The following is a 20,075-nucleotide window of genomic DNA, read 5'->3' on the forward strand; positions in this document are numbered from 1 at the left end:
TCTCACGATCGGACGGCCATGGCGCTCCTCAGCGCTCGCACGGGAGCCTAGAAGAGATTGGACACACTGTCCAACAGGCCGTCCAACACACCGTCCGGCAACGGCGGGTGCTACATCCGGGAGCCGGGGACCGCCCTGCCGGTGCCGACTCGCGGGAGGCAGGGGAGCGGTTTCCGCTATGTTGGCAGCGCACTGTGATTCACGCCTCAACAGGCGTATCGGCGTGCCCGTTCACCCGTCTTCGCCTCCCCCTCCGAGCGGAGTTCCATGGCCGATATGCATGTCATGACCATGACTGAAATGGGCGTGCCGCCCCCACCGCCGTCCCGTCCGCCGCACCGTTCGGCACTCCCTCACGCACGAAGGCCACACCCCGGGCCCTGAGCAACTCCCGAGCCTGCGTCCACCCCCTGCCGCTCGACGAAAGCCCCCCACTCCGTGACCATCTCCCTCCACGACGGCCGACCCGCCGGCCGCCACGCCGCCGTGCCCGCCGGCAGCCTCTTCCGACGGGTCTACGCACCCCGTGCCTGCGACGCGCTCGCCTTCTCCATGTCGACCTACGCGATGCCGCTCCTGGTGCTGGCGACCACGGGCTCCTCGTCCCTGACGGGCCTGGCCTTCGCACTGGAGTGGATACCCCGGGTGGCCGCGTTCGGCCTGGCGGGGGGCCTGGTGGACCGGAGCGGCGCCGCGATCGTGTGCTTCCTCGCCTCCCTGGCGCGCGCCGTGCTGGTGGCGGCCGCCGCCGTCGTCCTGGTGATGCTGCCCCGGGGAACGGCGGAGACCGTCGCCGTCATGGCGCTGGCGGCCGTGACCGGCACGCTCACCCAGTTCAGCTTCATCGCCAACGAAGCCGTCGGCGCCGTGGTGAGCCGCCGGGTGGAGGGCCGGTCCCACAAGGTGCAGTCGGTGCTCATCGGCATCGACCAGACGGCCACCCTCGTCGGGCCGGCACTGGGCGGTGTCCTCCTCCTGACCGGGCCGACCCGCATGCTCGCGTGTCTGAGCCTGCTGTCCTTCCTCTCCGCCGGACTCGCCCTGCAGACCCCGCCCACCCCGCTGCGCGCCGCGCAGCAGGGCGGACAGCCGCAGAGCGGAGGGCTGCGGGAAGGCTGGGAAATGCTGCGCTCACTGCCCGTCCTGAGCCGGCTCGTGGCCGGGCTGGCCTGCTCCAACCTCGCCCTGGGCCTGTTGCAGTCGGGGAGCCCGGTCATCGTGGTGGAGGGCTTCGGACGCTCCCCGGCCGCCGTCGGCACCCTCTGGTCGGCGGCCGCCGCTTCCACGCTGCTCGCCATCACCTGCTGCCGGTTCGCCCTCAACCGGCTGGGCCTGTGGGGCGTCGGCGTCATCAGCTCGACCGTGGCCGCGGCGGCCTGCCTCGCACTCCCCTACGCTCCCTCCTACACCGCCTACACGGTCCTCGTGGCGCTCTTCATGGCCGGCGACGGCGGGCTCACGGTCGTCCTGCGGACCGTGCGCTCCCTGGTCATTCCGCCCGCGGCCTTCGGCACGACCCTTTCCCTGACCATCCTGCTCCTGCTGCTGCCCTTCCCTCTCGCCGGCGTCGTCGTCGCCCTCACCCCGGCGCCGTATCTGACCGGGGCGATCGCGGGGTGCGCGGCGCTGCAGGCACTGGCCCTGGTGGTCACCTTCGTGCGGCTGCGCAACGCCCCGGTGCTGCGGGGCACGGCGGATCCGCGCCCGGCCGCCTGACCGGCCGGCGGGTGCCGGGCCCGGTGCCCCGCGTCCCGCCCGCATCCGGCCGACCCGGACCGGCCGGCGCGGACCGGCCGACCCGGACCGGCTGGCGCGGACCGGCCGGCGCGCCGCCGGGCGGATCGCGGCCCGGACCGCGTGGTCGTGCACATCATCCCGTCAGACGTGATATCGGAATAAACTTCTCAAAACTCCCTTCGATGCATCGGGAGTGGGACAGTGAAGGTAGGACCGCGGGAGGGAGGCAGCCCGTGACGCCCGTAGGCCCCAGGTCAGGTCCGGCCGGTGCGACCGCCCTCTCACCGCGGTGGCGGGCGGAGGCGGAGCTGTTCGGACCCGCACCGGTGATCTTCGCCTCGCTGGGCGGCCCCCGGCATGTGGTGGAAACGGCGAACTCGGCCTTCTTCGCCCTCGTCGGCAGCGGCCGGGCGGAGACCGGCGTGCCGATCGCGGAACTGATCCCCGACCTCGCGCGGCAGGGGCTGCTCACCCGCCTGGGAGAGGTGTACCGCACCGGCATTCCGCATCGTGCCCGGGACAGCCGGCTGATCCCCGGAGAGCGGGAAGGCGCGCACGGGAGGTTCTTCGACCTGACGTGCGAACCCCGGCGGAGCGCGATGGGCCGGATCGACGGTGTGGTGTTGATCGCCGTCGACACCACCGCCTACCGCGACACCCAGTTGCTGGCCGCGGAGCAGCGCGCCCTGCTGGAACAGATCGTGCGGGAGGCCCCGCTCCAGGAGATCCTCGGCGGCATGGCCAAGGCCATCGAGGACCTCTCCCCCGAGATGATCGTCTCGGTGCTGCTGACCGACCCCGACCAGCGGCGGCTGCTGCACGGTGCCGCTCCGGGGCTGCCCGCCTTCTACAACGCGGCGATCGACGGCATCAGGATCGCCGAGGGCGTGGGCGCCTGCGGCACGGCGGCGTACCGCCGCGCGCCGGTGTTCACCGCCGACATCGCCACGGACCCGCTGTGGGAGGACTACCGGGCGGTGGCGAAGCGGGCCGGTCTCGCGGCCTGCTGGTCCACCCCGGTCCTGGGCACGGGCGGCCGGCTGCTGGGCACCTTCGCCATGTACCACCGCACCCCGAGGACGCCCACGCCGAAGGACCTGGCGCTCGGTTCCGCCTTCACCCGCATCGCGGCGCTGGCCATCGAGCGCCACGAGTCCCTGGCGGCCGGCCGCGCCGCGCGCGAGCGGGAGAACGCGGCGCGTGAGGACCTGGCCTTCGTCCTGGACGCGAGCACGGCCATCGCGCGCGAGCAGCACTACGCCGACAGTCTGCGGCGCCTGGCCCGCCTGACCGTCCCCGAACTGGCACCGCTGTGCGCCGTCTACGTGATGGAGGGCGGCCGCTGCACGCGGATCGCCTTCGCGGCCGAGAGCCCCGCGGACGAGGACCTGCTGACGGCGTCGAGGTGGTACGACGAGGCGGACCGCGCGGTCGCCGGCGTGATCGCCTCCGGCACGACGGAGACGGGGCTCCTCGGCTCCTTCCCCGGAGCGGAGCCCGGCGGGCGCGGCACCGGGTACATGTGCGTGCCGCTGACGGCCCGCGGCTGCACCTTCGGGGTGCTGGCACTACTGGGTGTCGACCGGGACCCGGACAGCCATGTCGTCGCCCTGGCCGAGGAACTCGCCGGCAGGGCGGCCCTGAACGCCGACAACGCCCGCCAGTTCACCTACCGGGTGCGGCTCGCCCAGGACCTCCAGGCCGGCCTGCTGCCGCCGCAGCTGCCCCATGTGCCGGGTGCGGCTCTGGCGGCGTCCTATCATCCGGCCGGTGAGGGGCTCGACGTCGGCGGCGACTTCTACGACGTCTTCCCGCTGCCCGGTGACCGCTGGGCCGTCATGATCGGCGACGTGTGCGGCCACGGCGCGGTGGCCGCCACCACGACCGGCATGGTCCGCCACACGGCGCGCGCCGTCGCCCGGCTGGTGGAGGACCCGGTGTCCGTGGTCGCCGCGATCAACGACGCCCTGGAGGAGCACACCGCCGGGCAGGACCTGTTCGTCTCGCTCGTCTACGGCGAACTGCGCCGCGTCCCCTCAGGTCTGGCCGTGAGCCTGATGCGCGCGGGCCATGTGCCGCCCCTCGTGCGCCGCGCCGACCGCAGCGTGGAGCGGCTCGTGCCACCGGGCATGCTGCTGGGCATCGGCTGCGAGAGCGTGGGCTCGCCCGCGCGCGTCGAACTGCGCCCGGGCGACAGCCTGGTCCTGGTCACGGACGGCATCACGGAGGCCCGGTCCCCGCAGGGCGAGCAGTTCGGCGAGGGACGGCTCACCGACGCCCTCACCACCTTCCCCGCCGCCGCTCCGGGCGCCGTCACCCTGCTCGAATCCGTCACCACGGCGGTCACCGCCTTCACCGACGACACGTCCCGGGACGACCAGGCGGCGCTGGTGGTGACCGCCGTCTGAGGTCCCCCGGAGCGCCGCCGGACGAGCGAGGTCCCCAAAGGTCCGGGGCGCGCCTCCGAGCCGGGCCGCCGGACCGCGGGCACCCGTGCCGTCAGACGTCGAACACCATTCCCTCGTCCGCCGCGACGACGTCACCGGTGAACGTGCCGCGCGCCTCCCTGACGGAGCGTTCACGGTCGCTGCCGGGCCAGAAGTGCGTGAGGACAAGACGCCCGGCCCCCGCACGGTCGGCCCAGGTTCCGGCGTCCGCGGCGCTCATCAGGCGGGGATCCGCACCGCCGGGGCCACCGTCCTGGAGCGTCGTCCCGGCGATGAACAGGTCCGCTTCGGCGGCGAGTCGGCCGAGGACCGGGTCCGGGCCCGCGTCCCCGCTGTAGGCCAGGGTCAGGCCCGGCGCGGTCAGCCGCACACCGGCGTGCGGAACGTGATGGGGAAGCGGTGCGCCGTCGAGCACGTACGGGCCGACCCGGTGGCGGCCCGGGAGCGTGTGGACGTCGAAGACGTCGAGCAGGTCCTCGGTCGGCTCCATGGCCTGCACCCGGCCGATCACTCCGGGCGTGCAGTACAGCGGCACCGGCACGGCCCGGCCGGTACCGAAGAGCAGAGCCCGGCACAGGGCGCTCAGATCGGCGCAGTGGTCCGGGTGCTCGTGGGTGATGACGACGGCGTCGATGTCGGTGGCGGCGCACCGCTCCAGCAGTCGCGGCAGCGTGGCGTAGCCGAGGTCCAGCACCAGCCGGAACCCGTCGTGGTCGAGCAGGAAACCGCTGGCGGCGCGCCCGGCCTCGGGCCAGGCCCCGCACGTTCCCAGCACACTCAGCCCCCGCACCCGGCCCATGATGCCACGGGCGGTGCCGGCGGACACGTCAGGCGACCGCCGGCACCGCCCGAGGCCGGGCGCGGGCGCGCCCGGGCCCGTCTGTCATGCCGCGAGTGCGTGACCGGGGTGCAGCACCACCTTGGTGTAGCCCTCGACGCGCTTGTCGAACTTCTCGTACGCCTGCGGCGCCTGTTCCAGCGGCAGTTCGTGGGAGACCACGAAGCTGGGCTTGGCACGGCCGGCGATGATCAGGTCGCGCAACTGGCGGTTGTACCGCTTGACGTTGCACTGGCCGGTGCCCATCTGCTGGCCCTTCTCGAACATCCGCCCGATGGAGACCAGGAGTTGGCCGTGCTTGGCGTGCTCGTCGGGACCGCCCGGGTCGGCGGGCACGTACAGGCCCGGCACGCCGAGCATGCCGGTCGGCCGCACCGTCTCGACGAGCGCGTTGAGGACGACGGCGGGTTCCTCGTGGCTCGCGTCGTGGGCCTGGGCCTGGTAGCCGACGGCGTCCACGCCCTTGTCGGTGCCCTCCCCGCCCGTCTGCTCCGTGATCTGCTCGGCGGGGTCGCCCTGCGTGAAGTCGATGGGAATGGCGCCGATCTCCCGGGCCTTGGTGAGCCGCTCCGGCACCCCGTCGACGACGAACACCTTCGACGCACCGCGCAGCAGCGCCGAGTAGGCGGCCATCAACCCCACCGGTCCGGCGCCGAAGACGGCCACGCTCTCCCCGGGGGACACCTGGGCGAGTTCACATCCGTGGTAGCCCGTCGGGAAGATGTCGGCGAGCAGGACGAAATCGGTCTCGAACTCGTCACCGGGCGGCAGCTTCAGGCAGTTGAAGTCGGCGTAGGGCACGCGCAGCCGCTCCGCCTGGCCGCCGGTGAACGGGCCCATCGCCACGTACCCGTAGGCTCCGCCGGCGAAGCCGGGATTGACCGTCAGGCAGAAACCGGTCTTCCCCGCGAGGCAGTTCTTGCAGAATCCGCACGCGACGTTGAAGGGCATCACGACCCGGTCGCCCTGGGTCAGGGAGGTCACTCCGGACCCGACCTCCTCGACGACGCCGAGGTTCTCGTGGCCGAAGACGATGCCCGACTCGGCCGCCGTGCGGCCCTCGTACATGTGCAGGTCGGATCCGCAGATCGCGGTCGACGTGACCCGCACCAGCACGTCGTTGGGATGCTGGATCTGCGGGTCTTCGACGTCCCTCACGGCCACGTTGAAGGGCTTCTCGTAGACGACGGCTTTCACCTGGGTCACCTCCGCGTCGAGCGCTGGACGACGGCGGCGACGGCCGGGCCGCTACCGGGGGACACACAGGGGAACGCCGGAACTCGGGCCGTCGGTCTGTGGGCCGTGGCCCCGATCCGCTCGCTTCACCGCCGGTACTTCCAGGTAACGCCGGTACGGCACGGACCGCAACCTACGCCGGGTGCGGGCTCAAGTGACGCACCGTGCACGGATCTTCGCCGACCGGAGCGGCGGGCGGACCGCTCCCCTGTCCCGTTCCCGCTCGCCGGGCCCGCTCGCCGTTCCCGCTCGCCGGGCCGTCGCCGGATCACGCCGGTGCCGGCGGCCCGGCTCCATGGACGCCCAGCAGGGCCGCACCCGTGTGCGGTGGCGCCGGGGCGGGCTCCCCGGCTGCCTCGGGGAGCGTCTGCTCGGCCCAGATCACCTTGCCCTGGGGGGTGTACCGGGTGCCCCAGCGCTCGGTCATCTGCGACACCAGGAACAGACCGCGGCCCCCCTCGTCGGTGGTCGCCGCGTAGCGCAGGTGCGGTGAGGTGCTGCTGCCGTCGGACACCTCGCAGATCAGGGCGCGGTCGTGGATCAGCCGTACGTGGATCGGCTCCGTGCCGTAGCGGAGGGCGTTGGTGATGAGTTCGCTCAGGACGAGCTCCATGCTGAAGCCCAGCTCCGTCAGGCCCCACTCGTCGAGTCGTTCGGACAGGACGACGCGCATCCCCGCGACGGCCGCCGGGTCGAACGGCACGTCCCAGTCGGCGATCCGCTCGGGCGGCAGCCCCTGCGTGCGGGCGATCAGCAGGGCGACGTCGTCCGTGGGCCGCCCGGGCAGCAGTGCCTCCACCACGGCCTGGCAGCTGTCTTCCGGCGGCCGGTCGGGATGGCCCGCGAGCGCGCCGCGCAGCAGTTCCATGCCCACATCGAGGTCGCGCGTGCGGTCCTCGATCAGGCCGTCGGTGTAGAGGACGAGCTGGGTGCCCTCCGCGAGGTCCAGCTCGGCCGTCTGGAACGGCATGCCGCCGAGGCCGAGCGGCGGCCCGGCCGGGAGGTCGGGGAAGGTGACGCTTCCGTCGGGGGACACCAGCGCGGGCGCCAGGTGGCCGGCGCGCGCCATGGCGCAGCGGCGCGTCACGGGGTCGTAGATCGCGTACAGGCAGGTGGCGCCCACCACGCCGGCGGCGCCCTCCGTGGTCGACTCGTCCTGGTCGATCCGGCCGACCAAGTCGTCGAGATGGCTCAGCAGTTCATCGGGGGGCAGGTCGAGCGTGGAGAAGTTGTGCACCGCCGTCCGCAGCCGGCCCATGGTGGCGGCGGCGTGGAGACCGTGCCCGACGACATCGCCGACGGCCAGCGCCACCCGGCTCCCGGGCAGGGGAATCACGTCGAACCAGTCCCCGCTCACGCCCGACTGCGCGGGGATGTAGCGGTAGCCGACGTCGAGGGCGCTCTGCTCGGGCAGGGCCCGCGGCAGCAGGCTGCGCTGGAGTGTCACGGCCAGGGCGTGCTCGCGGGTGTACCGGCGGGCGTTGTCGATGCTGACCGCGGCCCGGGCCACCAGTTCCTCGGCCAGCGACTGCTCCTCCTCGTCGAACGGGTCGTGCTGCTCGGAGCGGTAGAAGTTGGCCAAGCCCAGCACGACGCCGCGGGCCCGGATCGGGGCGGCGATGAGCGAGTGGATGCCGTACTCCAGGATCGCCTTGGTGCGCTCCGGGTCCTGTGCGTGCCAGCCGGTGGCGGTCGACAGGTCGGGCACCAGCTCGGACTTCCCGCTTCCGTAGCCGCGCGCCTGCGGCGTGGAGGGCAGGAAGTGGATCAGCCGGCCCTTCTCGTAGAGCGGGTGGTCGTCGTGGACCCCGTACACGGCGGTACGGCGCATGGCCGTCCCCGCGCCGGGCGGCTCCTCGCCGTGCAGGACGGCGTCGGGCAGGTCCACGGTGACGAAGTCGGCGAAGCGGGGGACGGCGACGTGTGCCAGCTCGTCGGCGGTGCGGATCACGTCGAGGGTGGTGCCGATGCCCAGTCCCGCGTCGTAGAGCAGCTTGAGCCGCTCACGTGCGACCTCCGCCCTGCCGGACACGGCCTGCAGTTCGGTGGAGTCGCGCAGCGTCACCACCGTTCCTTTGGGGCCTCCGTCGCGGTCCGTGGGGCGCTGGTTGACCGCAAGCAGCCGCTCCCCGGCGAAGTGCACCTCGTCGGTGGCCTCGCGTCCGGACGCGAGCAGCGCCACCGTCTCGGGGTCGAGGTCCGACAGCTCCCACACATGCCGCCCCTCGGCGTTCTGCGGAAGCTCCAGCAGCCGCCTGGCCTCGTCGTTCGCCAGCAGGAGCCGCCCGTCGTCCCCGATGATGAGCACGCCTTCCCGCACGGCGTGGAGCACCGCGTCGTGGTGCTCGTACATGCGGGCCATCTCTTCGGGAGCCAGGCTGTGGGTCTGCCGGCGCAGCCGTCTGCCCACCAGTGCGGTCCCGCCGGTGGCGACCACGAGCGCGCCGCCCCCGGCGGCCAGGATGATGGGGAGTTGCCGGTCCACCTGGTTGGTGACGTTCTTGACCTTCAGACCGGCGGAGACCAGGGCCACGATCCTGCCCTTCTCGTTCCTGATGGGAACGGTGGCCTGCACCTCGTGGCCGAGCGGGCCGTGGACGCTCTCGGTGTAGACCTTCCCCTGCAGCGACGGGCCGATCCTGCCCACGAACCGCTTGCCGATCCGGCTGGGCAGGGGATGGGTGTAACGGATGCCCTTGGTGTCCATGACGACGATGAAGTCGACACCCGCGGACGTGCGCCCGACCTCGGTGAGCGGCTGGAGGATCTTCGACGGCTCCGGGGTCTTCAGGGCCGCCACGACGCCCGGTGCGTGCGCGAAGGTCTGCGCCACGGCTATGGAACGCCGTCTGGCCTCGGCGCTGGTGTCCCGCTGGGACTGCAGCACCAGGGCGAAGACGGCGCACGCCACGAGCAGCACCACCAGCGCCACCTGGAGGGCGAACACCTGCCCGGCAACGCTTCGCGGGCTCTTTCCGATCAGTGACCGCAGCGATACGCGTCGAAACCGGACGAAATGGTCCGCCATGCCCCATTTCTAGCACTGGTTGATCCCGGGTGGCCACGGCCTGACCCGATGACCGGTTCCCGGTGGGGGATTTCTTTCCCACGGGCCCCACGGGTCACATCCGCACCGCCGGCTTCAAGGGAAGAGCAGCAGGCCGCGGTTCAGCCGCGGCCTGCCCCCACGGCAACGCCCCTCACCGTCTTCCACCCGCCGGTCAGGAGACGTCGCGGAACGTACCGGCCGGGCCGATCACGCCGGGCCCGAACTTGTCCCTGATGCGGTCGCTGACCTCTTCGGCGGCCAGCCGGGCCTCGCGGGCGTGATCCAGACTGAGCTGTTCGGCGACCTGTCCGGCGTCGACCAGGTCCTCGCCCTTCAGCTCGATGCCGGTGAGCCGGCCGCGCTGCAGGGCCGCCGCGTCCATCAACCGGTAGGCCGGCACGCGCAGATCGTCGTCGTGCGCCGAGGGCCGTTCCAGGCGGCGCGTCTTCTCCCAGCGCGCGCCCCCGGCGAACCGCAGCGTCAGCGTCAGCCCGCGGACCGCCTGGCCCCGGCGGCGCAGCAGCCGCCCCAGCCGGACCACGAGATCCAGCAGGGCCGCGCGGACCGTGGCGCCGTCAAGGGTGTGCCGGGGAAAGTCGCAGCGGACCACGGCGGAGGCGGGAAGGGCACGGGGCACGACGGGCCGGGGGTCGATGCCGCGGGCCCGGTCGGCGGCCAGGCGGCCGGCCCGGCCGCCCAGCAGGCGCTGCACGGTGGCCGGGGGCACTGCGGCGAGCAGGCCGACGGTGTGGACGCCGTACTCCCGCAGGATCCCGGCCTGGCGGGGACCGATGCCGTACAGGGCCTCGACGGGCAGGGACCCCAGCCACTCGGCGACATCGCCGGGCTCGACGGCGAGGACGCCTCCCGGGGGCCGGATCCGGCCGGAGGCGGTGGCCGCGACCGTGATGGTCGGCCCGATCCCGACGCGGACGTCCACGCCCAGCCGGGAGATGGTCCGCACCCGCAGCATCTCCCCCAGCCGGCGTGCGCCGACGCCGTGATAGCGCAGCGCGCCCTTCAGCTCCACCAGGGCCGCCGACGGCGGTAGGGCCTGGACGACCGGGGACAGCTCCGTCAGCTGTTCCAGGATCTGCCGGAAGACGTCCTCGGGCAGGCGGTCGGGGCAGCGCACATGCATCACGGTCGACACGTCGTCCCTCGTCGTGTCCGCGGTCACGGCATCCACCTCCCGTCACCCACATTATCGAACGATAATTCGAACACGCGAGGGCTGAGGGTCCGGGTGGTGGGTACCCGAGCAGGCGACGCACACCTCCGGCGAAGGGAGGGCCGCCATGACCACTCCGGACAAGGGGCCGGACGGCGGCGGCGCACCGGTGACCCCGGCGGGGATCCTCCTGGACTCCGCGGGCGTGATCACCGAGTGGAGCGAGCAGACCGAGGCCCTGCTGGGCCACGCGCCCGAGGAGATGGCGGGCCGGCCGCTGTCGTCGCTGCTCGTCCGGCCCGACCCGGCCGCCGGACCGGTCGCCCGGCAGACCCCGCCCGTCCGCGGCGGCAACCGGGTGCGCCTGCGCGACCGTTCCGGTCTCGCGGTGGAGACCGAGTGGCGGATGTACCCGCAGATCGACGCGGAGGGTCCCGTGACCTGGACGGTCCACCTCGGCCGCGCTCAGGGCACGGAGCCGGTCGACTTCGACCGGGCGGTGCTCGACGCGCTGCTGAGCGAGTCGCCGTTCGGGCTGCACGTCCTCGACACCGACCTCCGGGTGGTGCGGTTCAACACCGCCTCGCCCGGCATGCGCGGGGTCCGCGACGAGGACGTCGTCGGCCGGCGGGTCCGCGATGTCGCGCCCACCGTGGTGACCGAGGCCGCCGAGCGGCAGCTGCGGCACGTCCTGCGCACCGGTGAGCCGGTCATCGACTTCGTCCAGCCGGGAAGCCCTCCCGCCCAGCACGCCGTCGAGGCGGCGTTCAGCTACCTGCCGGGGCACGCCGGCGGGCTCTGGTACGACGTCATCCCGCTGTCCGGCGCGCGGGTCGCGCTCGCGGTGGGGGACGTGGCGGGCCAGGGCATGCGCGCCGTGGCCACCATGGGCCGACTGCGCGCGGCGACCCACAGCCTGGCCGCGCTGGACCTGGCCCCGGAGGAGGTGCTGGCGCACCTCGACGACCTGATGGTCCAGCTCGCCGAGGAGAGCCGGGCGGTCCCCGACACCGAACCGCTCGACGGCCCGCCCACCACCGCCACCTGTGTGTACGCCGTCTACGACCCCGTGAGCCGGCGTCTCGACGTGGCCCGGGCCGGGCATCCCGCCCCGCTCCTCACCCAGCCCGACGGACGTACGCAGCCGGCCGGCGCGCCCGCCGGCTCGCCGCTGGGCGGCAACGGCCTGCCGTTCGAGACCTGGGAGACGCACCTGCCCGAGGGAAGCCTGATCGCCCTCTACACCCAGGGCCTCGTCGGCCGGCCCGCCCCGGCAGGGGTCGAGCGGCTGCGGCGCATCCTCGCCCAGCCGCACACGAACGTCAGGGAGGCATGCGACGCGGTGATCTACTCCGAGCTGTCCGCACGACCCCGAGGAGGACGTGGTGCTCGTGATCGCGCGCACGCGCGCCCTGCGCGAGGACGAGGTCGCCTCCTGGACCTTCCCCAGCGATCCCGCGATCGTGGCCACCGCGCGCACCCTGGCCGACCGCCGGCTCGCCAGCTGGGGACTGTCCGATCTCGTGTTCACGACGGAGATGGTCGTCAGCGAGCTGGTGACCAACGCCATCCGCTACGCCCAGGGCACGATCCAGGTGCGGCTGATCCGCGACGGCTCCCTGATCTGCGAGGTCACCGACGCCGGCACATCGGCCCCCCATCTGCGGCATCCGCACACCACCGACGAGGGCGGCCGCGGGCTGCTGCTGGTCGCCCGGCTCACCGAACGCTGGGGCACCCGCCACACCCGCCGCGGCAAGACGATCTGGACCGAGCAGCCACTGCCCGCGCGCGTCGCCGACGATCCCCCTCCCGCCTCCGGCATATGACACCGTCCGCCGCGCCGCCCCGCCGTCGCGTTACCGTGTCCGGCATGGCGGGCATATTCCGGCAGCGCAGATGGCTGCGCCGCCACCCAGGATTCGACGGGCGGGCCGGGCAGGCCGCCTTCGAGGCGCTGCACCGTGCGTCTCTGGCGGCACCGGCACTGCGCGGTGGGCTGACGGAGTCGTCGGCCGGCGCGGCCGCGCGGCATCTGCGCGAGCTGCTCGGCGTTCCCGCGCTGGCCATCACGGACACGGAGCGGGTGCTGACCTGGGACGGTGCCCGCAAGCACCACGCCGCACAGGTCGTGGACCTGGCGGCGGAGGTGCTCGCGGGCGGCAGGACGGCCGTGGTCAAGGCCGACCGGGTGTGGTGCGGACAGGCGCGCTGCGAGGTCAGGGAGGCCGTCGTGGCGCCGCTGGTCGTGGAGGACCGGGTCGAGGGTGCGCTGCTCGCGTACGCCCCGGGAGTGTCGGCGGGGCTGGTCCGGGCGACCGGCGAGGTGGCCCGCTGGACCTCCGGTCAGCTGGAACTCGCGGAACTGCACCGTTCCCGTACCCGCCTGGTGGAGGCGGAGCTGCGTGCGCTGCGCGCGCAGATCTCCCCGCACTTCTCGTGCAACGCGCTGACGGCGATCGCGTCGTTCGTCCGCACCGATCCCGAGCGCGCCCGCGAACTGCTGCTGGAGTTCGCGGACTTCACGCGCTACTCCTTCCGCCGGCACGGAGAGTTCACCACGCTGGCGGAGGAGTTCCGCTCGATCGGCCAGTATCTGCTGCTGGAGCAGGCACGCTTCGGGAACCGGCTGCGCGTCGACGTGCAGGCCGCGCCGGAGGTGCTGCCGGTGGCGGTGCCCTTCCTGTGTGTGCAGCCCCTGGTCGAGAACGCGGTGCGGCACGGTTTCGAGGGCAAGCCCGGACCGGGGCAGATCACCGTGATCGCGGGGGACGCGGGTGCCGAGGCGCACATCACCGTCGAGGACGACGGGGTCGGGATGGATCCCGAGAAGCTGCGGCGCATCCTGGCGGCGGGCGGAACGGGGATGTCCGGTGCCACGGGGTCGGGCGGGATCGGGCTCGGAAACGTGGACGCCCGGCTGCGCCAGGTGTACGGCGATGCGTACGGGCTGGTGATCGAGACCGCGCCGGGAGCGGGGACCCGGGTGCGCATGCGGGTGCCCAAGTACCGGGCGGGCGTGTCGGCGCCCGCCGTCGGCGCGGACCGTGTGACCGGCCGACCCGATACGCTCAAGTGAGCACCCTGTTCTCACATGTGTGACAAACCCCACACCCCTTAGTGGATTGACCGAATGTGCGAAGAATGTCCACACTCACATAATGCTGCGCTTTCTGGTGGCCGATGACGAGCCGCACGCACTCGACGAGCTGGTCTACCTCCTCGGGCTGATCCCGGGGGTCGGACCGGTGGAGTCCGCCGCGGACGGAGCCGCCGCACTGCGGGCGATGGACCGCGCGCTGGAGGAGAACCGCGCCATGGACGCGGTCTTCCTCGACGTCCGCATGCCCGGGCTCGACGGCCTCGACGTGGCGAGGGTCCTCTCCCGGTTCGCCGAGCCGCCACCGGTGGTGTTCGTGACCGCGTACGACGACTTCGCGGTGCCGGCCTTCGAGGTGCGGGCCCTCGACTACCTGCTCAAACCCGTCCGCTCCGACCGGCTCGCCGAGACCGTGCGGCGGATCGCCGAGCGGCAGCCGGGACCGGGCCGTCCGGACCGGGAGACCCCCGTCGCGCGGCCTCCGGCTCTCACCGCCTCGCCCACGCCCACGCCCACGGCGGCGGCCTCCGACGACCAGGTGATCCCCGTCGAGCTGTCCGGTGTGACGCGGTTCATCCAGCGTTCCGAGGTGCGGCACGTCGAGGCGTGCGGCGACTACGTACGCCTGCACCTCGCCTCCGGCAGCCATCTGCTGCGCGTGCCGCTGTCGACGCTGGAGGACGAGTGGCAGAACGCCGGATTCGTACGGGTGCACCGCCGCCACCTCGTCGCGACCGAGCACATCGAGGAACTGCTGACCGACGCGGGGCGGCTGTCGGTGCGCGTGGCGGGCACCGTGCTGCCGGTCAGCCGCCGCAGCAGCCGCAAGCTGCGCGAGCTGCTGCTGTCCCCGTCGTCCCCACCCGGAAAGGCCGCGGATGGCTGAGCTGCCGCGCCGGGTGAGCGTCACCCATCCGCGCACCCAGGCCGCCCGCCCGGGGCTGCGGCACTCCGTGGTGCGGGACGTGCACGAGCAGACGGCGCTCGGCGAGGTGTACGTGAAGGCGCTGATCCGCGCCCAGCTCCGGCTGGGACTGCTGATCTGCGCCGCCGTCTGCCTGCCGCTGGCCTGTCTGCCGCCGCTGCTCGCGTACGTGCCGGTGCTGCGCGAGGGACGCCTGTGGGGCGTGGGCCTGCCGTGGCTGATCCTCGGGCTGCCGGTGTACGCACTGCTGGTGGCCGCCGGAGCCGGCTACGTACGGCGGGCCGAACGCAACGAACGAGACTTCGCGGAGAACGTCCACCGCTCATGAGCACACCCCAGAACCTGACCGCCGTACTGCTGGTCGTGCTCGCGACCGTCGCCGTCGGCGGCTACGGCCTCAGATCCCGGTCCACCTCGGACTTCTACGTCGCCTCCCGCACGGTCTCACCGCTGCGGAACGCCGCCGCCATCAGCGGCGAGTACCTCTCGGCCGCCTCCTACCTGGGCATCGCCGGGCTGGTGGTGGCGTACGGGAGCACCATGCTCTGGTACGGCATCGGGTACACGGGCGGCTATCTGGTCCTGCTCGTCCTGGTGGCCGCGCCACTGCGCCGGTCGGGAGCGTACACCGTCTCCGACTTCGCCGAGGCGCGCCTCGGCTCGCTGGGCGTACGGCGGGTGGCCACGGTGTTCGTCGTGGTCATCGGGTGGCTCTACCAGGTGCCGCAGCTGCAGGGCGCCGGCCTGGCGCTGCACACCACGCTCGGCGCACCCCCGTGGGCGGGCGCCGTGCTGGTGTCGGTGGTGGTCCTGGTGAGCGTGATCGCCGGCGGCATGCGCAGTGTCACCCTGGTCCAGGCGTTCCAGTTCTGGCTGAAGCTGGCCGCGCTCGCGGTCCCGGCGATCGTCCTGCTGCTCGTCTGGCGCGGCGCCTGGCACCCGTCGGGCACCTCGGCCGTCGCCGCCGCGCACGGCCCTCCCGTGCGGAACGACGGCGGGCGAGGGCTGTACACCCTGTACTCGCTGATGGTCGCCACCTTCCTCGGGGCGATGGGGCTGCCGCACGTGATCGCCCGCTTCTACACCAACCCGGACGGCCGCGGCGCCCGCCGCACCACGGTCGGCGTGCTCGGTCTGCTGGGTGTCTTCTACCTGCTGCCCGAGGTGTACGGCGGACTCGGGCGGCTGTTCGCACCGGGCCTGGCCGAGGCGAACCGGGCGGACACCGTGGTGCTGCTGCTGCCGGGGCGGCTGGTGCCGGGCGTCGCGGGGCAGCTGCTGACGGCACTGGTGGTCGCGGGCGCCTTCGCCGCCTTCCTGTCGACCTGTTCCGGGCTGGCCCTGTCGGTGGCCGCCGTGCTCTCCCAGGACGTCGTCGGCGGGGACGTACGGGGCTTCCGCAAGGCTTCCGCGGTGGCCGTGGTCGCGCCCTGCGCGATCGCCCTGCTGCTGTCCGAGAGCGGTGTCTCGGTGGCCCACGAGATCGGCCTGATCTTCTCGGTGGCCGCCTCCACGTTCTGTCCCCTGCTGGTGCTCGGGATCTGGTGGCGGCGCCTCACCGCGCCCGGGGCCGTCGCCGGGATGCTGGTCGGCGGTGGGCTGGCGCTGGCCGCCGCCACCGTCACGCTGCTCGGGGCGGGCGGGCCGGGCTGGATCGGGACCCTGCTCGCCGAACCCGCCGCCTGGAGCGTACCGGCGGCGTTCCTGACCATGGTGGGCGTGTCCCTCGCCACGCGCGCCCGGGTGCCCGCGGGGGCGTCGATGATGCTGGCCCGCCTGCACGTGCCGGAGGAACTGGCGGCTCCGGCCGGGGCGACCACTCGGCGGCGGGAGGCGACCACTCGTCCCGGGACCGCAGCCGTCCGTCGCGCCGCCGGCACCACTGACCGACAAGTACCGCCAGGGGGCTCCCGGCCGGGCCCGTGAGTGCCGCACAGTAACCCGCCAGAGCGAGTCGCCGCGGAACGCCCGGCAGCCGAGCCGTGCTCCCGACCGGGAGTGGCACCGGGACCGTCCGCGCGCTCGTGCACAGACCGCCGCGCACACGGTTCCTCAACCCCGAGCCGGTGCGCGGTCGTTGCGCACGGCGCCGTCGGCCACCGCCCGTTTCAGTGGCCCCCGTACCTCCCGCCCCGTGCCGGGGTACGCCCCTCGACCCAAGGAGAGCACCGTGACCCAGCTGCAGACGCCCGTCATCGACCGACCGCTCACTGTCGACGCCCCCGCCGCCAAGGCGCCGTCGCACCCGCCGATCGCCGACCCGGGTCCGCTGGGCCTGGCGGGATTCGCGCTCACCACCTTCGTCCTCTCCTGCTTCAACGCGGGCCTGATCGCGGACATGACGCTGGAGGCCGTGGTGCTGCCGCTCGCGCTGTTCTACGGCGGCTTCGCCCAGGTCCTCGCCGGCATGTGGGAGTTCCGTAAGAACAACACCTTCGGTGCCGTGGCGTTCACCTCGTACGGCGCCTTCTGGCTCTCCTTCGCGGCCTACGTCAAGTTCATCGCCCCCCACCTGGTGCCGGCCCACGCCCACCAGGCGACGGGTCTGTTCCTGCTGGGCTGGACGATCTTCACCGTCTTCATGACGGTCGTCACCACCCGGATCAGCGGTCTTCTGCTCGCCGTCTTCTCGGTCCTGAGCGTGACGTTCGTGCTGCTCACCGCCGGACAGCTGGCCCAGCAGACCTCCCTGATCCACATCGGCGGCTGGTGCGGTCTGCTCACCGCGCTGCTCGCCTGGTACGGCTCGTTCGCCGGTGTGGCCAACAACACCTGGAAGAACGCGTCCCTGCCGACGTGGCCGTTCTCGGCCTGATCCGCACCCGCCGACCGTCCGATCGACCACGAGGGAGTCCCACATGAGCAGCAACGAGACCCTGGCCAACCTGCTGAAGGAGGAGCGGCGGTTCGCACCGCCCGCCGAGCTGGCCGCCGCCGCCAACGTCACCGGGAAGGCGTACCAGCAGGCCGCCGAGGACCGGCTCGGTTTCTGGGCCGAGCAGGCCCGGCGGCTGACCTGGGCCACCGAACCGACCGAGACGCTGGACTGGTCGAACCCGCCGTTCGCCAAGTGGTTCAAGGACGGCACGCTCAACGTCGCGTACAACTGCGTCGACCGGCACGTCGAGGCCGGCAACGGCGACCGCGTCGCGATCCACTTCGAGGGTGAGCCCGGCGACAGCCGCGCCATCACCTACGCCGAGCTCAAGGACGAGGTCTCCAAAGCGGCCAACGCCCTGGCGGGAATGGGTGTCGGCACGGGCGACCGGGTCGCGATCTACATGCCGATGATCCCCGAGGCCGCGATCGCGATGCTGGCCTGCGCCCGCATCGGCGCCGCGCACTCCGTGGTCTTCGGCGGCTTCTCCGTCGACGCCATCACGGCTCGGATCCAGGACGCCGACGCCAAGGTCGTCATCACCTCCGACGGCGGCTACCGTCGCGGCAAGCCGTCCGCGCTCAAGCCGGCCGTCGACGAGGCCCTCGAGCGCGTGGAGAGCGTGCAGCACGTGCTCGTCGTGCGCCGCACGGGCCAGGAGGTCGCCTGGACCGAGGGCCGCGACCTGTGGTGGCACGAAGCCGTGGGGAGCCAGTCGGCGGACCACACGCCGGAGGCGTTCCCCGCCGAGCAGCCGCTGTTCATCCTGTACACGTCCGGGACGACGGGGAAGCCCAAGGGCATCCTGCACACCTCGGGCGGCTACCTCACCCAGGCGGCCTACACCCACCACGCGGTCTTCGACCTCAAGCCCGAGACCGACGTCTACTGGTGCACCGCGGACATCGGCTGGGTCACCGGCCACTCCTACATCGTCTACGGCCCGCTGGCCAACGGCGCCACGCAGGTCATGTACGAGGGCACCCCCGACACCCCCCACCAGGGCCGGTTCTGGGAGATCGTGCAGAAGTACGGGGTCACCATCCTGTACACGGCCCCCACGGCCATCCGCACGTTCATGAAGTGGGGCGACGACATCCCCGCGAAGTTCGACCTGTCCTCCCTCCGGGTGCTCGGCTCCGTCGGCGAGCCGATCAACCCCGAGGCCTGGGTCTGGTACCGCGAGCACATCGGCGGCGGTCGCTGCCCGATCGTGGACACGTGGTGGCAGACGGAGACCGGCGCGATGATGATCTCGCCGCTGCCGGGCGTCACCGAGACCAAGCCGGGCTCCGCCCAGCGGCCGCTGCCGGGCATCTGCGCCACCGTCGTCGACGACGAGGCCAACGAGGTGCCCGACGGAGGCGGCGGCTACCTCGTCCTCACCGAGCCCTGGCCCTCCATGCTGCGCACCATCTGGGGCGACGACCAGCGCTTCATCGACACCTACTGGTCCCGCTTCCAGGGCAAGTACTTCGCCGGCGACGGCGCCAAGAAGGACGACGACGGCGACATCTGGCTCCTGGGACGCGTCGACGACGTCATGCTCGTCTCCGGCCACAACATCTCCACCACCGAGGTCGAGTCCGCCCTGGTCTCGCACCCCGCGGTCGCCGAAGCGGCGGTCGTCGGCGCCGCCGACGAGACCACCGGCCAGGCCATCGTCGCCTTCGTGATCCTGCGCGGCACCGCGTCCGAGGACGACAAGCTGGTCGCCGAACTGCGCGACCACGTCGGCGCCACCCTCGGCCCGATCGCCAAGCCCAAGCGGATCCTGACCGTCGCCGAACTGCCCAAGACCCGGTCCGGCAAGATCATGCGCCGCCTGCTGCGCGATGTCGCCGAGAACCGCGAACTGGGCGACGTCACCACCCTCACCGACTCCACCGTCATGGATCTGATCCAGACGAACCTTCCCGCCGCGTCGGCGGAAGACTGACCAGGAACACGAAGAGACATGCGTATCGTTCTGATCGGCCCGCCGGGAGCGGGCAAGGGCACCCAGGCCCGGTTCCTCACCGAACGGCTGTCCGTACCGGCCATCTCCAGCGGCGACCTGCTGCGTGCCGAGATCCGCGAGGGCACCCCGCTCGGGCAGCTCGCCAAGCAGCACACGGACGCCGGGGAGCTGGTGCCCGACGAGCTGACCACGACCATGGTCACCCACCGCCTGGGTGAGCCGGACGCGGCGGCGGGCTTCCTGCTCGACGGCTTCCCCCGGACCGTACGCCAGGCCGAACTCCTCGAGGAGTCCCTGGCCGAGGGCGAGACGGCGCTGGACGCGGTGCTCGCCTTCGACATGCCGGACGACGAGATCGTGCAGCGGCTGACGGGGCGGCGGATCTGCTCGGGCTGCGGGACGACCGTGCACATGGTGTTCTCCCCGCCCCGTGTGCCGGGGCAGTGCGACGAGTGCGGGAACGAACTGACCCGGCGCGCCGACGACACCGAGGAGACGGTTCTGCGCCGCCTCGCCGTCTACGCCGAGCAGACCGTCCCGCTGCTGCAGTGGTACGCGGACCGGGGCCTGCTGCTCCGTGTGGACGCCCTGGGGGCGGTTTCCGAGGTCACCGACCGGATGTGCGCGGCGCTGTCGCTGATGACGCCGTAGGCGCGCCATGACCCGCCGCGACCGGCTGCGCGACGAAGGGCAGCCCGTCGCGGCGTCGCGGGCGGGGGGCCGGAGGCAGGAAC

General features: G+C 72.8%; 14 protein-coding genes and 1 pseudogene. 11 read left to right on the forward strand and 4 right to left on the reverse strand.

All coding sequences use genetic code 11. The features are described 5' to 3' along the window. The first annotated feature begins 438 nt into the window (after positions 1 to 438). Positions 439 to 1,716: an MFS transporter gene (locus ACFYMU_RS28510; protein WP_388378975.1), complete on the forward strand. Its 1,278-nt coding sequence runs from the start codon at positions 439 to 441 to the stop codon at positions 1,714 to 1,716. A gap of 254 nt (positions 1,717 to 1,970) precedes the next feature. Next, positions 1,971 to 4,145 carry a SpoIIE family protein phosphatase gene (locus ACFYMU_RS28515; RefSeq protein WP_388378978.1) on the forward strand — a complete coding sequence of 725 codons (2,175 nt, stop codon included), beginning with the start codon at positions 1,971 to 1,973 and terminating at the stop codon, positions 4,143 to 4,145. Between the two features lie 91 nt (positions 4,146 to 4,236). Here the strand turns inward: ACFYMU_RS28515 and ACFYMU_RS28520 are convergent, their stop codons facing one another. The 4 genes from ACFYMU_RS28520 to ACFYMU_RS28535 form a co-directional block, all read right to left on the reverse strand. Next, a complete protein-coding gene (locus tag ACFYMU_RS28520) occupies positions 4,237 to 4,974 on the reverse strand; it encodes an MBL fold metallo-hydrolase (RefSeq protein ID WP_388378981.1) in 738 nt (245 codons plus the stop codon). Between the two features lie 93 nt (positions 4,975 to 5,067). Beyond that, entirely contained in the window at positions 5,068 to 6,219 is a 1,152-nt protein-coding gene (locus ACFYMU_RS28525) for a glutathione-independent formaldehyde dehydrogenase (protein ID WP_388378983.1), read from the reverse strand. A gap of 307 nt (positions 6,220 to 6,526) precedes the next feature. Next, positions 6,527 to 9,286, reverse strand: a complete 2,760-nt coding sequence (locus ACFYMU_RS28530; RefSeq protein ID WP_388378986.1) for a SpoIIE family protein phosphatase — start codon at positions 9,284 to 9,286, stop codon at positions 6,527 to 6,529. A gap of 193 nt (positions 9,287 to 9,479) precedes the next feature. Continuing rightward, entirely contained in the window at positions 9,480 to 10,448 is a 969-nt protein-coding gene (locus ACFYMU_RS28535) for a hypothetical protein (protein WP_388379049.1), read from the reverse strand. Positions 10,449 to 10,605: 157 nt separating this feature from the next. Here ACFYMU_RS28535 and ACFYMU_RS28540 point away from each other — a divergent pair. From ACFYMU_RS28540 to ACFYMU_RS28580, 9 genes and pseudogenes are all read left to right on the forward strand, one after another. After that, positions 10,606 to 11,829 (forward strand): annotated as a pseudogene (locus ACFYMU_RS28540) (PP2C family protein-serine/threonine phosphatase); the annotation flags it as partial. A 112-nt stretch (positions 11,830 to 11,941) separates the two neighbouring features. Next, positions 11,942 to 12,307, forward strand: coding sequence for an ATP-binding protein (locus tag ACFYMU_RS28545; RefSeq protein WP_388379052.1), 366 nt, complete (start codon positions 11,942 to 11,944; stop codon positions 12,305 to 12,307). Then, a complete protein-coding gene (locus tag ACFYMU_RS28550; protein ID WP_388379054.1) occupies positions 12,304 to 13,557 on the forward strand; it encodes a sensor histidine kinase in 1,254 nt (417 codons plus the stop codon). The genes ACFYMU_RS28545 and ACFYMU_RS28550 overlap by 4 nt, the downstream gene beginning before the upstream one ends. An 82-nt stretch (positions 13,558 to 13,639) precedes the next feature. Next, entirely contained in the window at positions 13,640 to 14,464 is an 825-nt protein-coding gene (locus ACFYMU_RS28555) for a LytR/AlgR family response regulator transcription factor (protein WP_388378989.1), read from the forward strand. Beyond that, entirely contained in the window at positions 14,457 to 14,831 is a 375-nt protein-coding gene (locus ACFYMU_RS28560) for a hypothetical protein (RefSeq protein ID WP_388378992.1), read from the forward strand. The genes ACFYMU_RS28555 and ACFYMU_RS28560 overlap by 8 nt, the downstream gene beginning before the upstream one ends. Then, positions 14,828 to 16,429, forward strand: coding sequence for a cation acetate symporter (locus ACFYMU_RS28565; protein ID WP_388378995.1), 1,602 nt, complete (start codon positions 14,828 to 14,830; stop codon positions 16,427 to 16,429). The genes ACFYMU_RS28560 and ACFYMU_RS28565 overlap by 4 nt, the downstream gene beginning before the upstream one ends. 244 nt (positions 16,430 to 16,673) lie before the next feature. Then, a complete protein-coding gene (locus ACFYMU_RS28570) occupies positions 16,674 to 17,318 on the forward strand; it encodes an acetate uptake transporter (RefSeq protein WP_388378998.1) in 645 nt (214 codons plus the stop codon). A gap of 43 nt (positions 17,319 to 17,361) precedes the next feature. Next, a complete protein-coding gene (gene acs, locus ACFYMU_RS28575; RefSeq protein ID WP_388379000.1) occupies positions 17,362 to 19,320 on the forward strand; it encodes an acetate--CoA ligase in 1,959 nt (652 codons plus the stop codon). A gap of 18 nt (positions 19,321 to 19,338) precedes the next feature. Beyond that, positions 19,339 to 19,992 (forward strand): adenylate kinase, encoded by a 654-nt coding sequence (locus tag ACFYMU_RS28580; protein ID WP_388379003.1) that lies wholly within the window; start codon positions 19,339 to 19,341, stop codon positions 19,990 to 19,992. Positions 19,993 to 20,075 lie beyond the last annotated feature (83 nt).

Source organism: Streptomyces sp. NPDC007264 (assembly GCF_042869095.1).
GTDB lineage: Bacteria > Actinomycetota > Actinomycetes > Streptomycetales > Streptomycetaceae > Streptomyces.